The organism is Roseicyclus sp. (genome assembly GCF_965662675.1).
Classification (GTDB): Bacteria; Pseudomonadota; Alphaproteobacteria; order Rhodobacterales; family Rhodobacteraceae; genus Roseicyclus.
The window spans coordinates 1-13,471 of the sequence record NZ_CBFIIK010000078.1 but is presented as its reverse complement, the minus strand read 5'-3'; the positions used below and the strand labels follow the sequence as shown (position 1 = coordinate 13,471).

Annotated in this window: 14 protein-coding genes; 11 read left to right on the top strand and 3 right to left on the bottom strand. The window is 63.1% G+C overall.

Going from position 1 to position 13,471, the window contains the following annotated elements; translation table 11 throughout:
* The 4 genes from ACTG4J_RS11300 to ACTG4J_RS11285 all read left to right on the top strand — a co-directional run.
* Positions 1-880 (top strand): ATP-binding cassette domain-containing protein (locus ACTG4J_RS11300; protein ID WP_439139591.1); only part of this gene is annotated, 880 nt, incomplete at its 5' end.
* Positions 880-1,998: an ABC transporter permease gene (locus ACTG4J_RS11295; protein ID WP_439139589.1), complete on the top strand. Its 1,119-nt coding sequence runs from the start codon at positions 880-882 to the stop codon at positions 1,996-1,998. The genes ACTG4J_RS11300 and ACTG4J_RS11295, both read left to right, overlap by 1 nt.
* 4 nt (positions 1,999-2,002) lie before the next feature.
* A complete protein-coding gene (locus ACTG4J_RS11290; protein ID WP_439139588.1) occupies positions 2,003-2,980 on the top strand; it encodes an ABC transporter permease in 978 nt (325 codons plus the stop codon).
* A complete protein-coding gene (locus tag ACTG4J_RS11285) occupies positions 2,964-3,764 on the top strand; it encodes a purine-nucleoside phosphorylase (protein ID WP_439139586.1) in 801 nt (266 codons plus the stop codon). The genes ACTG4J_RS11290 and ACTG4J_RS11285 overlap by 17 nt, the downstream gene beginning before the upstream one ends.
* A 47-nt stretch (positions 3,765-3,811) precedes the next feature.
* Here ACTG4J_RS11285 and deoD read toward each other — a convergent pair whose 3' ends face one another.
* Genes deoD through ACTG4J_RS11270 form a run of 3 tightly spaced genes read right to left on the bottom strand, consistent with a single transcriptional unit; the run spans position 3,812 to position 6,904 of the window.
* A complete protein-coding gene (gene deoD / locus ACTG4J_RS11280) occupies positions 3,812-4,516 on the bottom strand; it encodes a purine-nucleoside phosphorylase (RefSeq protein ID WP_439139585.1) in 705 nt (234 codons plus the stop codon).
* A 4-nt stretch (positions 4,517-4,520) separates the two neighbouring features.
* The gene (locus tag ACTG4J_RS11275) at positions 4,521-4,883 is read right to left on the bottom strand and encodes an H-NS histone family protein (protein ID WP_439139583.1); all 363 of its coding nucleotides are present in this window, start codon (positions 4,881-4,883) and stop codon (positions 4,521-4,523) included.
* A gap of 53 nt (positions 4,884-4,936) precedes the next feature.
* A complete protein-coding gene (locus ACTG4J_RS11270; RefSeq protein WP_439139581.1) occupies positions 4,937-6,904 on the bottom strand; it encodes a protein meaA in 1,968 nt (655 codons plus the stop codon).
* Between the two features lie 169 nt (positions 6,905-7,073).
* Between ACTG4J_RS11270 and ACTG4J_RS11265 the strand changes: the two genes are divergently transcribed.
* The 7 genes from ACTG4J_RS11265 to ACTG4J_RS11235 all read left to right on the top strand — a co-directional run.
* Positions 7,074-8,015: an ABC transporter permease gene (locus tag ACTG4J_RS11265; RefSeq protein WP_439139579.1), complete on the top strand. Its 942-nt coding sequence runs from the start codon at positions 7,074-7,076 to the stop codon at positions 8,013-8,015.
* Entirely contained in the window at positions 8,012-8,836 is an 825-nt protein-coding gene (locus ACTG4J_RS11260) for an ABC transporter permease (RefSeq protein WP_439139578.1), read from the top strand. Before ACTG4J_RS11265 ends, ACTG4J_RS11260 begins: the two co-directional genes overlap by 4 nt.
* Entirely contained in the window at positions 8,833-10,410 is a 1,578-nt protein-coding gene (locus ACTG4J_RS11255; RefSeq protein WP_439139576.1) for an ABC transporter ATP-binding protein, read from the top strand. The genes ACTG4J_RS11260 and ACTG4J_RS11255 overlap by 4 nt, the downstream gene beginning before the upstream one ends.
* Entirely contained in the window at positions 10,407-11,852 is a 1,446-nt protein-coding gene (locus ACTG4J_RS11250; RefSeq protein ID WP_439139575.1) for an aldehyde dehydrogenase family protein, read from the top strand. The genes ACTG4J_RS11255 and ACTG4J_RS11250 overlap by 4 nt, the downstream gene beginning before the upstream one ends.
* 60 nt (positions 11,853-11,912) lie before the next feature.
* The gene (locus tag ACTG4J_RS11245) at positions 11,913-12,449 is read left to right on the top strand and encodes a hypothetical protein (RefSeq protein ID WP_439139573.1); all 537 of its coding nucleotides are present in this window, start codon (positions 11,913-11,915) and stop codon (positions 12,447-12,449) included.
* Between the two features lie 4 nt (positions 12,450-12,453).
* Positions 12,454-12,864, top strand: coding sequence for an acyl-CoA thioesterase (locus tag ACTG4J_RS11240; RefSeq protein ID WP_439139571.1), 411 nt, complete (start codon positions 12,454-12,456; stop codon positions 12,862-12,864).
* Positions 12,861-13,471, top strand: a 611-nt coding sequence (locus tag ACTG4J_RS11235) for a glucose 1-dehydrogenase (RefSeq protein WP_439139569.1), incomplete at its 3' end; no start/stop codon positions are given. The genes ACTG4J_RS11240 and ACTG4J_RS11235, both read left to right, overlap by 4 nt.

Sequence of the window (13,471 nt, the reverse complement as noted above, 5' to 3'; positions counted from 1 at the left end):
CGAGATGACGAATACAGTCAAGACCGCCGAGACATCACCCGCCGAACTGGCCGAGATGATGGTGGGCCGCAAGGTTCTGTTGCAGGTCGACAAAACCCCGGCCCAACCGGGTGAGGTGGTGCTGAAGGTCGAAGACCTGCGGGTGCGCCGTGGTGGGGTCGAGCGGCTCAAGGGCGTGTCGTTCGAAATCCGGCGTGGCGAGATCCTGGGTATCGCGGGTGTCGCGGGCAATGGGCAGACCGAATTGCTCGAGGTTCTGGGCGGCATGATCGCGGCCAGCGGTGGGGCGGTCAGCCTGTTCGGCCAGCCCATTGCCATCACCGGCGCACAGGCCAATGGGCAAGCCCGCCGCGAGATGGGCATCGGCCATGTTCCCGAAGATCGCCAGACCGAAGGGCTGATCATGCCATTCGAGGCATGGGAAAACGTGGCCTTCGGCTATCACCGCGACCCGGCCTTCCAATCGGGCGTGCTGATGAACAATGCCGCGATCAAGGCCGACTGCGCCGATAAGATGGCGCGCTACGATGTGCGCCCGCCCAACCCGCGCCTGCCAGCGCGCAATTTCTCGGGCGGCAACCAGCAAAAGATCGTCGTCGCCCGCGAGATGGACCGCGCCCCCGATCTGCTTTTGGTGGGCCAACCGACGCGCGGCGTCGATATCGGGGCGATCGAGTTCATCCATCGCCAGATCATCGCGCTGCGCGATCAAGGCAAGGCGATCTTGCTGGTAAGCGTGGAACTCGACGAGATCATGGGCTTGTCGGACCGCATCGCGGTGATGTTCGACGGGCAAATCATGGGCGAGCGGATACCCGATCAGACCGATCAGAACGCCCTTGGCCTTTTGATGGCCGGCGTAACCGAGGGGGCCGCGTGATGGACAAGATGCCGAAATGGGCCGATGTCGTCTTGATCCCGCTGATCAGCGTGGTCTTGGCGCTGCTCGTCTCGGGGCTGGTCGTGGCGATCATCGGGGAAAGCCCGCTGCGCGCGATGCAGATCATGGTCAAGGGCGCGTTCGGCTCGGCCTATGGTTGGGGCTACACGCTCTATTACGCCACGAATTTCATCTTCACCGGCTTGGCTGTCGCCGTGGCCTTCCACGCGCGGCTCTTCAACATCGGCGGCGAGGGGCAGGCCGCCCTTGGTGGCTTGGGCGTCGCGGTGATCTTGTTGGCCGTGGATTGGCCGCACTGGTCGCTCGCGCTTGCCGCCGCGATGGGCTTTGCCATGCTTTTCTCGGCCCTCTGGGCGGCTGTGCCGGCCTATCTACAGGCCAAGCGCGGCAGCCATATCGTGATCACGACGATCATGTTCAATTACATCGCCTCTGCCTTGCTGGTTTATCTGCTGGTCAATGTGTTCCGCGTCGAAGGGTCGATGGCGCCCGAAAGTGCAACCTTCGCGGCAGCGACCCACTTGCCAAGTGCGGCCGATTTCGCAGGCGGTCTTGGCTTTCGCGGCTCAACGCCGCTCAATATCTCGATCTTTCTGGCGCTGATCGCCTGCGTGCTGGTCTGGCTTTTGATCTGGCGCACCCGGCTTGGCTATGAAATCCGCGCCTTCGGCCAGTCCGAGACAGCCGCCGTCTACGCAGGTATCAACCCCACCAAGATCATCATGATCACCATGCTGATCTCGGGCGCGCTGGCGGGCATGATGGCGATCAATGTCGTGATGGGCGAGGCCGAGCGCCTCGTTCTCGATTTCGTCGAAGGGGCGGGTTTCGTTGGCATTGCGGTGGCACTCATGGGCCGCTCGCACCCGGTGGGCGTGGTGCTGGCCGCCCTCCTCTTCGGCGCGCTTTACCAAGGCGGGGCCGAGTTGCAGTTCGAGATGCCCGCCATCAGCCGCGAGATGATCGTGGTCATCCAAGCGCTAGTGATCTTGTTCACCGGCGCGCTCGACAACATGGTGCGCATGCCGGTGCAAAGACTATTCCTCGCGCTCAAGCGCCGCCGCGATGACGCCGCGCGCCCCAACCCGGCGGAGTGAGACCATGGATTTCCTGACGATCTTGCAAATCCTCGATAGCACCGTCCGGCTTGCCACGCCGCTTTTGCTGGCCTGTCTGGCCGGGCTGTGGTCGGAACGTGCGGGCATTTTCGATATCGGGCTTGAGGGCAAGATGTTGGTCGCGGCGTTTTTCGCTGCCGCCATCGCCTATACCTCGGGCTTGGTCTGGGTGGGGCTATTGGCAGGGATTGCCGCCTCGATGGTGCTGGCGCTTTTGCACGGGCTGGCCTCGATCACCTTTCGGGGCAACCAGCTGATCTCGGGCGTCGCGATCAATTTCTTGGCGGCCGGTCTGGCCGTGGTGATCGCCCAGACATGGTTCGCCCAAGGCGGGCGCACCCCGCAGCTGTCGTCGGATGCGCGCTTTGGCAATATCGAACTGCCGGGCGCGGCCACCCGCATCCGCGACATCGCCCAGCAAGGGCCGCTGGGGCAGACCTATTCCGAGCTGATCTCGGGCCATTCGATCCTTGTTTACCTCGCACTCGCCTGCGTGCCGCTGACCTGGTGGCTGCTGTATCGCACGCGCTTTGGCCTGCGCCTGCGCGCGGTGGGTGAGAACCCGGCGGCGGTTGATACGGCAGGCATATCGGTTGTGGGCCTGCGCTTTGCCGCTGTGCTGATCGCGGGCGTTTTGTGTGGGATCGCGGGGGCCTATCTGTCGACCGCGCTATCATCGGGCTTCGTCAAGGATATGAGCGCCGGGCGCGGCTTCATCGCGCTGGCCGCGCTGATCTTCGCCAAGTGGCGGCCGTGGTATGCGCTCTCGGCCTGCCTGCTATTCGGCTTCTTCGACGCGGTGGGCAATCGCTATCAAAACATCCAACTGGGTGAGTTCATCGTGCCGGTGCAGTTCATGCAGGCCTTGCCTTATATTCTGGTCGTCATCGTGCTGGCGGGGCTTGTCGGCAAGGCCATTCCGCCGCGCGCAGGGGGGGAGCCCTATGTCAAGGAACGCTGAAGACCTGGCCGACTTCATCCGCGAACGCGCAGGCACAGAGCCGCCTGCCTATGGCATGGTTCTGGGATCGGGGCTGGGCCATATCGCCGATCAGGTCGACGGTGTGGCGATCGACTACACCGATCTGCCCGGCTTTCCGCATGCGGGCGTGTCGGGCCATAACCCCAAGCTGGTGATCGGCCAGCTCGAGGACACCCGTGTAGCCATTTTCGGAGGCCGCGCGCATTACTATGAAAGCGGGCGCGGCGATGCGATGCGCCTGCCCTTGGAGGTACTGAAAGCGCTCGGCGGCGAGCGGCTGATCCTGACCAATGCGGCGGGGTCGATGCACCCCGACCTCGACCCCGGCGATCTGATGCTCTTGTCCGACCACATCAACTTTTCCGGGCTGAACCCGCTGATCGGTGAAAAAACCGATGCGCGTTTCGTACCGATGACGCAAGCCCATGATCCCGACCTGCGCGCAGCCCTCAAAGCGGCGGCGCAGGCCGAGGCCATCCCGCTGATGGAAGGGGTCTATGCGTGGTATTCCGGCCCCTCCTTCGAAACACCGGCCGAGATCCGCGCAATCCGTATCTTGGGCGCGGATGCGGTGGGCATGTCGACCGTGCCCGAGGTGATCCTTGCGCGGTTTCTCGGCCTGCGCGTCGCGGCGATCTCGACCATCACCAACAAGGCGGCGGGGCTATCGGACGAACAGATCAGCCATGAGCATACCAAGGCCATGGCACCATTGGGCGCGGCCAAGCTGGAGCGGATCATCAGGCGGCTGCTGCGGGGCTGAGGGGGCGCAAAACTGCGGTTTTGCCATACGAAAATGCGCGTTTTTCGTTATGCGAAGGCCGCTTCCAGCGCGATCTCGACCATGTCGGCAAAGCTTGATTGCCGATCGGCCGAGGGCAGTTCTTCCTTGGTCACCAGATGATCCGAAATCGTCAGCACCGCCAGCGCACGCACCCCGTAACGCGCGGCCAGCGTGTAAAGCTCAGCCGCCTCCATCTCGACAGCCAGAACGCCGTGGCGCATCAGTTGCGCGTTCAGATCGTCGCGCTCGTCATAAAACACATCCGAAGAATAGATGCCGCCCACATGGGTCGGCACCCCCCGCGCCGATGCCGCGCGATGGGCCGCCGCCAATAGGCCGAAATCGGCACATGGGGCGAAATTCATTTCCCGGAAAATCCCGCGCGAAGGGGTGGACAGCGACGAACAGCTCATCGCCAGAACGATATCGCGCAATTGCACTCGCTCTTGCATCGCCCCCGCCGATCCGATGCGGATCAGGGTTTTCGCCCCATAGTCGCGGATCAGCTCATTGGCATAGATCGACAGGCTGGGCATGCCCATGCCCGAGCCGTGGATCGTGACGCGATTGCCGCGCCACGATCCGGTATATCCCAACATGCCGCGCACGCGATTGACGCAAACGGCATCGTCGAGAAAGGTCTTGGCCGCCCATTCGGCGCGCAGCGGATCGCCCGGCATCAAAACCGTTTCGGCGATCTCACCGGGCTTGGCGCCGATGTGAACGGTCATTGGATCAGATCGCCATCGTATCGAGCGATTTGCCCGCCGCGAGTGCCTCTTTGATCCATGCAGGCTGACGCCCACGGCCTGACCATGTCTGTGAAGGATCGGCCGGGTTGGCGTATTTCGCGACACCCTTGGCCGTGGCTTTGCCAGCGGCCTTTCCACCGATCAGTTCCTCGAGCGTGAACCCGTGCTCTTTCGCGGTGGCGCGCACAGCAGCAAGCGCCTCGGTCCGCTTCTTTTTCTCGTAACCCTTAATCGCAGCTTCGACTTCTTTATGATAAGCCTGCAGTTCAGAGAGGCTCATGTTGTCGATCGACTTTACCATAATTGGCCCTTTCGGCAAAACTACACTGCGGCGGATATGCCGCATTATAATTTTAAACGCAAGCGGGCCGTATTAATCCAAACATATCTATTTTTGGCCTATTCAGCGGCGAATTCCTTGGAATCGGCCAATAAAACGACATCCATCATGATATTGTTCAATTCGAAATCCTTGGGCGTATAGACCCGTGCGACGCCAAAAGATTTCAATTTTTCCGCATCGTCATCGGGTATGATCCCGCCAACCATGACGGGAATATGGCCCAATCCCGCGGCGCGCAAACGCGCCATCACATCGGCGATCAGCGGCACATGGCTACCCGACAGAATGGAAAGGCCGATCACATGCGCACCCTGCTCGCGGGCGGTCGCGATGATTTCTTCGGGCGTCAGCCGGATGCCGTCATAGGTGATATCCATCCCGCAATCGCGCGCGCGAAAGGCGATTTGCTCGGCACCGTTGGAATGACCATCAAGCCCCGGCTTTCCGACCAGAAATTTCAGCCGCCGCCCCAGCCGATCACTGACCGCATCGACAGCGGCGCGGATATCATCGAGACCCTCGGTCTTGTTCGATACCGATTTCGACACACCCGTGGGCCCGCGATACTCACCATGCACCGCGCGCATCACACCGGCCCATTCGCCCGTGGTCACCCCCGCCTTTGCTGCGGCGATCGAGGCGGGCATGACATTGCGCCCCGCAGCCGCAGCCGCACGCAGATCATCCAGCGCGGCCTTGACCGCCGCTGCATCGCGACCCACGCGCCATGCCTCCAGCCGGACGATCTGATCTTGCTCCACCGCCGGATCGACCAACATGATCCCGCCATCCTCGCCCATAAGCGGCGAAGGCTCGCTGGCGGTGTATTTGTTCACGCCCACCACGACTGTTTCGCCCCGCTCGATCCGGTTGACCCGGTCTGCGTTGGAATCGACCAATCGCGCCTTCATGTAATCGATGGCGGCAATCGCACCGCCCATCGCATCGAGATTGGCCAATTCCGCGCGGGCGCCTGCCTTCAGCTCGGCCACCTTCGCATCAACCGCCGGGTTGGCGTCGAACAGATCGTCGAATTCCAGAAGGTCGGTCTCATAGGCCATGATCTGCTGCATCCGCATCGACCATTGCTGATCCCACGGCCGCGGCAGGCCCAGCGCCTCGTTCCAAGCGGGCAACTGCACCGCGCGCGCACGCGCTTTTTTCGAAAGCGTCACGGCCAGCATCTCGATCAAGATGCGATAGACATTGTTTTCCGGCTGTTGCTCGGTCAGCCCAAGGGAATTGACCTGAACCCCATAGCGGAAACGGCGGTATTTCGGATCGGTCACACCATAGCGGGTTTCGCAAATCTCATCCCACAGATCGACGAAAGCGCGCATCTTGCACATCTCGGTGACAAACCGAATACCCGCATTCACGAAAAACGAAATGCGCCCCACAAGGATCGGAAAATCCTCGGCAGGGACGCGCGGGCGCAATTCATCCAGCACGGCGATGGCCGTCGCCAAAGCGAATGCCAGCTCTTGCTCAGGCGTCGCGCCGGCCTCTTGCAAATGGTAGGAACACACATTCATCGGGTTCCATTTCGGCACATGCGTGTAACAATATTCCGCAACGTCCGCGATCATCGCCAAGCTGGGTTTGGGCGGGCTGATATAGGTGCCGCGGCTGAGGTATTCCTTGATCAGATCGTTTTGCACCGTGCCTTGCAATTGACGTGTATCGGCACCTTGCTGTTCTGCCACCGCGATATAAAGCGCCAAAAGCCATGGCGCGGTCGCGTTGATCGTCATCGAGGTGTTCATCTGTTCCAGCGGGATCTGGTCGAACAATGTCGCCATATCGCCCAAGTGACAGATCGGTACGCCGACCTTGCCCACCTCGCCACGCGCCAGCACATGATCGCTGTCATAGCCGGTTTGGGTGGGCAGATCGAAAGCCACCGAAAGCCCCGTTTGCCCCTTGGCCAGATTGCCCCGGTAAAGCGCGTTCGAGGCCTTGGCCGTGGAATGGCCCGCATAGGTGCGGATGAGCCAAGGATTGTCGCGCTTGGGGGCTGTCATGAGTGGCTCCTATCGTGCGTTCGGCAATAAGATTACGTTCAGACGCGTATATTGAAAATATTGTGAGTTTGTCAATTCGCTGCATCGCGGCAAAAGCCCGAAACCACCACCATGAAAGGGCCGCAACTCGCCTCTGGCCCAGCTTCGCGTGGCAAGGTAGCCTCGCTGCATGCTGCGCTATGTCCTCACCCGCGCCTTTTCACTCGGGCTCAGCCTCATCTTGGCGAGCGTCGTGATCTTTGCGCTGGTCGAGGTCATCCCCGGCGATCCGGCCAGCTACATGATGGGGCTGAACGCAACGCCCGAGAACCTTGCCGCGCTGCGGGCCGAGCTTGGCCTCGATGCGGGGCCGCTGGCGCGCTATTTCGCATGGGTCGGCGGCATGCTGACGGGCGATTTCGGCATTTCTTACACCTACCGCGTGCCGGTTTCCGATCTGGTGGCCGACCGGATCTGGGTCTCGGTTCCCTTGGCGATCTACGCGCTGACGCTATCCACGCTGATTGCCTTTCCCATCGGCATCATCGCCGCCGCGCGGCGTGCCACTTGGGCCGATCACGGCATCATGGGGGCGACCCAGCTTGGCATCGCGGTGCCGAATTTCTGGTTCGCCATGCTCTTGGTGCTGGTCTTCGCGGTCAATCTGCGCTGGTTCGCAGCAGGTGGCTTTCCCGGATGGTCCGATCCTGCCGCTGCTCTCAAATCGCTGACGCTCCCAGCCATCGCGCTGGCATTGCCGCAGGCCGCAATCCTTGCGCGTGTCATGCGCTCGGCGCTTCTGGACACGCTCGATCAAGATTACATCCGCACCGCGCGCGCCAAGGGGCTATCACGCGCCCAGACGATCCGCCGCCATGCGCTGAGAAACGCGCTGATCCCGGTCTTGACGATCATCGGGCTGCAATTTTCCTTCCTGATCGCCGGGGCCATCATCATCGAAAACGTCTTTTTTCTACCCGGACTTGGGCGGCTGATCTTTCAAGGCATCACCCAGCGCGACCTGATCGTGGTGGAATCAGTCACCATGCTTTTGGTCTTCGCGGTGATCCTCGTGACATTTCTGGTCGATCTTGCCTATGTGCTGGTCGACCCGAGGCTGCGCCGCAGATGAGCCGCCTTCCCACCGCCCTTTGGATCGGCGCCACGCTTTCAGGGCTGTTTCTGATCGCCGCGCTGATCTCGCTTGTTTGGGTGCCCCATGCCGTCGATGGCGTCTCGATCGCGACCCGGATGCAACCGCCATCGGCCACACATGTGCTTGGGACCGACCAGCTTGGGCGCGATATGCTGTCGATGCTGATGGTGGGCGCACAGACATCCATCGCAGTCGCCGTCATCGCGGTGGGCATCGGCGTGGCGCTCGGGGTGCCGCTGGGCCTTGCCGCCGCCGCCAATCGGGGCGGTCTGCTGGACGAGGTCATCATGCGCGGCAATGACTTGATCTTTGCCTTTCCCAGCCTCGTCATCGCGATATTGATCACCGCGCGCTACGGGCCGTCGGCCACCAATGCGATCCTCGCCATCGGTATCTTCAACATCCCCGTCTTCGCCCGCGTGGCGCGCGGCGCGGCCCTGCCCTTGTGGACACTCGACTACATCTTGGCCGCCCGCACGGCCGGCAAAGGCAAGCTCCGCATATCGGCCGAGCATGTCTTGCCCAATATCACGAACCTGCTGATCGTACAGGCGACGATCCAGTTCTCGCTCGGCATCTTGGCCGAGGCGGCGCTCAGCTATGTGGGGCTTGGCGCACAGCCACCCATCCCGAGCTGGGGCCGGATGCTCGCCGAAGCGCAGACGATGATCTACACCCACCCGATGCTCGCCGTGCTGCCGGGGCTGGCCATCGTGATGATGGTCTTGGGGCTGAATCTGATGGGTGATGGGCTGCGCGACCTGCTCGACCCGCGATTGCGGCGGGACCGAACATGATCGCGCTCGACCGCCTGTCGCTCAGCATCCACGGCACAGCGATCCTGCGGGATGTATCGCTCGATATCGCACCGGGCGAGATCGTGGGCCTGGTGGGTGAAAGCGGATCTGGCAAATCCATGACCGCGCTGGCGATCATGGGTCTACTGCCCCAAGGCGCGCAGGCAGCGGGGACCATTGGCCTTGATGGCACCGATCTTTTGACCCAAAGCGAGGCACAGCTTTGCGCGGTCCGGGGCAACCGGATCGGGATGATCTTTCAAGAACCCATGACCGCGCTGAACCCGGTGCAGACCATCGGCGAACAGGTAGCCGAAACGCTGATCATCCACGGCCGTGCCAGCCGGGCCAAGGCGCGGCGCATCGCGCGTGACCGGCTGGACCGTGTGGGCCTGTCCCAGATCGCGCTCGACCGTTTCCCGCACGAGCTGTCGGGCGGCCAACGCCAGCGTGCCTGCATCGCCGCCGCCATCGCGCTCAACCCGCAACTGCTGATCGCCGATGAGCCGACAACAGCGCTCGATGTGACGACACAGGCACAGATCCTCGATCTGCTGAAATCGCTGGTAGCCGATGAGGGTATGGCGCTTCTCTTGATTACCCACGATCTTGCTGTGGTGGCTGACATGGCCGACCGGATCGGCGTCATGCAAGCGGGCAAAATCGTCGAGACGGGGCCAACGCAGCATGTTTTGACCGAACGCCGCCACCCGTATACGGCCGCACTTTTCGCGGCCTCATCGCACCGCCCCAACCGCGCGCCGCAACCTGCGCCCGAGCCGCTTCTGCACGTCGAGAATGTGATGCGCAGCTATGCAGGGCCGCGTTCGGGCCTGCGCCGAGGCGCGGCTATCGAAGCGGTAAAGGATGTCAGCTTCACCTTGCACAAGGGCGAAAGCCTCGGCCTTGTGGGCGAAAGCGGCTGTGGGAAATCGACTCTCACCCGCGCGATCCTCGGGCTCGATCCGATCCAAGCTGGCGATATCCGGCTTTTTGGCCAATCCATCGTGCCACAGATGCCCCGCGCCCTGCGCGCAGGCATTCAGGTTGTGTTCCAAGACCCCTATGGCAGCTTCAACCCCCGTTGGCGCGTCGCGCGGATCGTGGCCGAGCCGTTTCACCTGTTGCCCGATCCGCCGCAAGGGGCCGACCGCCGCGACCGCGTGGCCGAGGCGCTGCGCGCCGTGCGCCTATCACCCGACGATTTGGAGAAATACCCGCACGAATTCTCGGGCGGTCAACGCCAGCGCATCGCGATTGCCCGTGCGCTGATCACAAGACCCAAGATCTTGGTGCTGGACGAGGCGGTCTCGGCCCTTGATGTCTCGGTGCGCGCACGCATTCTCGACCTACTGGCCGAATTGCAGGGCGAGCTGGGGCTGTCCTATCTCTTCATCTCTCATGATCTGACGGTGGTGCGCGCGATCACCGACCGGGTCTTGGTGATGCAAGCGGGCCAGATCGTGGAGCAAGGCCCGACCGCGGCCGTATTCGACGCACCAAAGCACGCCTATACACGACAACTCATCAACGCCGCACCACGGCTTCCCGTTACGGAAAGGGCCCCCGCATGACCCCTTGGTTCGACCCATCGCATCTGTTCATCGGCGGCAAATGGTGCCGCCCCGCTGGCGGTGAAACCCTGCCTGTGATCGACCCGTCGACAGGCCAGGAGATCGCGCGCATCGCACGCGGCATGGCCGCCGATATCGACGCAGCCGTATCCGCCGCCGAGGCCGCCTTGGCCGGTGAATGGGGCGCAATGCCCGCTTTCGAGCGCGGCCGCATCTTGGCGCGGTTGGGGCAGATCATCCTCGACCATATCGAACCGCTCACCGCGATGGAGGCCGCCGATGTCGGCAAACCGCTTGCCCAAGCGCGTAACGACGTCATCGCCATGGCGCGGTATTGCGAATTCTACGCAGGCGCCGCCGACAAGCTGATGGGCGAGACAATCCCCTTTCAGAGCGGCTTTACCGTCTACACGCTGCGCGAACCGCATGGCGTCACCGGCCATATCGTGCCGTGGAATTACCCGATGCAGATCATCGGCCGTTCGGTCGGTGCGGCACTGGCGGCTGGCAATGCCTGTGTCCTGAAACCCGCGGAGGAGGCGTGTTTGACCGCGCTGGCCTTTGCCGATCTGGCCCACCAAGCGGGGTTGCCGCCGGGCGCGCTCAACGTCGTGCCGGGCTTGGGTGCCGAGGCCGGGGCCGCGCTGACCGCCCACCCCGGCATCCGCCACATCTCGTTCACAGGCTCCGTCGCCACGGGCCGCAAGGTGCAGGCGGCGGCAGCCGAAAACGTCGTGCCCGTCACGCTGGAGCTGGGCGGCAAATCCCCGCAACTGGTCTTTGCCGATGCCGATCTCGATGCGGCCCTGCCCTTTCTCGTCAACGCAGGCATCCAGAATGCGGGACAAACCTGCTCGGCCTCCTCCCGCATCCTTGTGGAACGTTCCATCTATGCGGAGGTCTGCGACCGCATGGCCGCGGCCTATCGCGCGCTTACCGTCGGCCCCGCCACCGCCGATCTGCGCATCGGCCCCCTGATCTCGGCCCGCCAAAAGGGCATCGTCGAGCGCTATCTCGGCCTTGCCGACCCCACCCATATCATCGCGCGCGGCCAGCTTGCCGCCGATCTGCCCGCCGGCGGCCACTACATCGCGCCCGCACTGATCGCAGGCCCCTCGCCTGACCACACGCTCGCGCAAGAAGAGATTTTCGGCCCGGTCCAGATCATCCTCCCCTTCACGGATGAGGACGACGCCATCCGCATCGCCAATGGCACGCCCTATGGCCTTGTCGCCTCAATCTGGTCGCGCGATGGGGGCCGCCAGATGCGGTTGGCGAAAAAGCTGCGCGCAGGGCAGGTATTCCTCAACAATTACGGCGCTGCGGGCGGGGTCGAGCTTCCCTTCGGCGGTACCGGCCTATCGGGGCATGGCCGCGAAAAAGGGTTCGAGGCGCTTTATGCCATGACCGGCCTCAAGACCGTGGCCGCGCATCATGGCTGAGCCATTTACGCCCCACGCAGCCCAAGCTAGGCTGTCACCGACGCGCAATTCGGAGCGGCCATGACATTGGGCAAATTCCCAACCTTCTTCTTGCTCGTGGCACTTGCCGCGATCTCGGCTGCGATTTTCGGTGCGCTGCATAATCAACTCAGCTATTCCGTCGGCCCCGATTATTTCGAAAGTCTCAAATTTCCCCAGTTCGCCATCCCCGAAGGCACCTCCGCAAGGTTCGGGGCGGCGCAGGTCGGCGTGATGGCAAGTTGGTGGATGGGGGCGATCGTCAGCCTGCCCGCCTTTCTCTATGGCCTGTTCACCGTGCCGAAAGCCCAAAGCTACCTTGCCGCCGGGATCGGGGCGATCGGGCTGGTTCTGGTGCTGGCGACCTTTTCGGCCCTCATGGGCCTTGTCGGCGGCTTGATGGCAGATGCCACTGGCCTTCTCGACGATGTCCTGACCCTGCCCGACGGGGTCGACCCGTCCGATTTCCTGCGCGCGGGTTTCATGCATGAGGCGGCCTATGTCGCGGGCGGGCTTGGCGCGCTTTTGGCCTTTTGGCCGATGCGCCGCGCGCGCGCCATCGACATGGCGCGGGGCTGACGCGATGCAGACGCTCTGCCGCCCCGTCGCGCCCCGCGACTGCGATATCCTCGGCCATATGAACGTCGCAGCCTATGTCGATGCGGTCTCGGACGCGATGTTCATCATCCAAGGGCTGGCGGGGCTTGACCGCGCGACCATGGCCGCAACCCAGCGCTCTTTCGTCGCCGCACGGCTCGAATGCGACTACCGCGCCGAGATGCTGGCGGGCGATGTGCTGCGCATCGACAGCCGCGTTTTGCATATCGGCACCAAATCCGCCCGCTTCGCTCATGTGATGACACGGGTGTCGGATGGTGCGACGGTTTTCACGGCCGAGAATGTCTCGGTCCATTTCGATCTGGCTGCACGCCGCGCCCTGCCTATCCAAGATGATCTGCGGCAGGCTTTGGAACGCTTGAGGGAGGCGATATGAGACTCACCGGAAAAACCGCCATCGTCACCGGCGCGGGCTCGGGCTTTGGCGCAGGGATCGCGCGCATCTTCGCCCGTGAAGGAGCGCAGGTGATGGTGGCCGATATCAACAGCGCCGCCGCGCAAACCATCGCGGACGAGATTGGCGGCATCGCCCAGACCGTCGATGTCGCCAATGGCGCCTCTGTCGCCGCCATGGCCAAGGCCGCGCGCGCGGCATGGGGCCGGATCGACATCTTGGTCAACAACGCAGGGATCACCCATCTGCCCAAACCGATGGAGGATGTGACCGAGGAGGAGTTCGACCGCGTCCTCGCCATCAACGCCAAATCCGTCTACCTGACCGCGCGGGAAATCGTGCCGGGGATGAAGCAGGCCCGCACCGGTGCGATCCTCAACATCGCCTCCACCGCGGGCCTCAGCCCCCGGCCACGGCTGAACTGGTACAATGCCTCCAAGGGCTGGATGATCACCGCGACCAAGACCATGGCGGTAGAGCTTGCCCCCGCCGGCGTCCGCGTCAACGCGCTTTGCCCCGTGGCGGGCGAAACCCCGCTTCTGGCCAGCTTCATGGGCGAGGATACGCCCGAGATGCGGGCCAAGTTCCT

Excerpts from the sequence above, each read along its gene's own strand:
- deoD (WP_439139585.1), bottom strand. The coding sequence starts at position 4,516 with ATGACCGTTCACATCGGCGCCAAGCCCGGTGAGATCGCCGAAACGGTT.
- ACTG4J_RS11255 (WP_439139576.1), top strand. The coding sequence starts at position 8,833 with ATGATCGCGCTCGACCGCCTGTCGCTCAGCATCCACGGCACAGCGATC.
- ACTG4J_RS11260 (WP_439139578.1), top strand. The coding sequence starts at position 8,012 with ATGAGCCGCCTTCCCACCGCCCTTTGGATCGGCGCCACGCTTTCAGGG.
- ACTG4J_RS11265 (WP_439139579.1), top strand. The coding sequence starts at position 7,074 with ATGCTGCGCTATGTCCTCACCCGCGCCTTTTCACTCGGGCTCAGCCTC.
- ACTG4J_RS11275 (WP_439139583.1), bottom strand. The coding sequence starts at position 4,883 with ATGCGGCATATCCGCCGCAGTGTAGTTTTGCCGAAAGGGCCAATTATG.
- ACTG4J_RS11290 (WP_439139588.1), top strand. The coding sequence starts at position 2,003 with ATGGATTTCCTGACGATCTTGCAAATCCTCGATAGCACCGTCCGGCTT.
- ACTG4J_RS11245 (WP_439139573.1), top strand. The coding sequence starts at position 11,913 with ATGACATTGGGCAAATTCCCAACCTTCTTCTTGCTCGTGGCACTTGCC.
- ACTG4J_RS11295 (WP_439139589.1), top strand. The coding sequence starts at position 880 with ATGGACAAGATGCCGAAATGGGCCGATGTCGTCTTGATCCCGCTGATC.
- ACTG4J_RS11270 (WP_439139581.1), bottom strand. The coding sequence starts at position 6,904 with ATGACAGCCCCCAAGCGCGACAATCCTTGGCTCATCCGCACCTATGCG.
- ACTG4J_RS11240 (WP_439139571.1), top strand. The coding sequence starts at position 12,454 with ATGCAGACGCTCTGCCGCCCCGTCGCGCCCCGCGACTGCGATATCCTC.
- ACTG4J_RS11285 (WP_439139586.1), top strand. The coding sequence starts at position 2,964 with ATGTCAAGGAACGCTGAAGACCTGGCCGACTTCATCCGCGAACGCGCA.
- ACTG4J_RS11250 (WP_439139575.1), top strand. The coding sequence starts at position 10,407 with ATGACCCCTTGGTTCGACCCATCGCATCTGTTCATCGGCGGCAAATGG.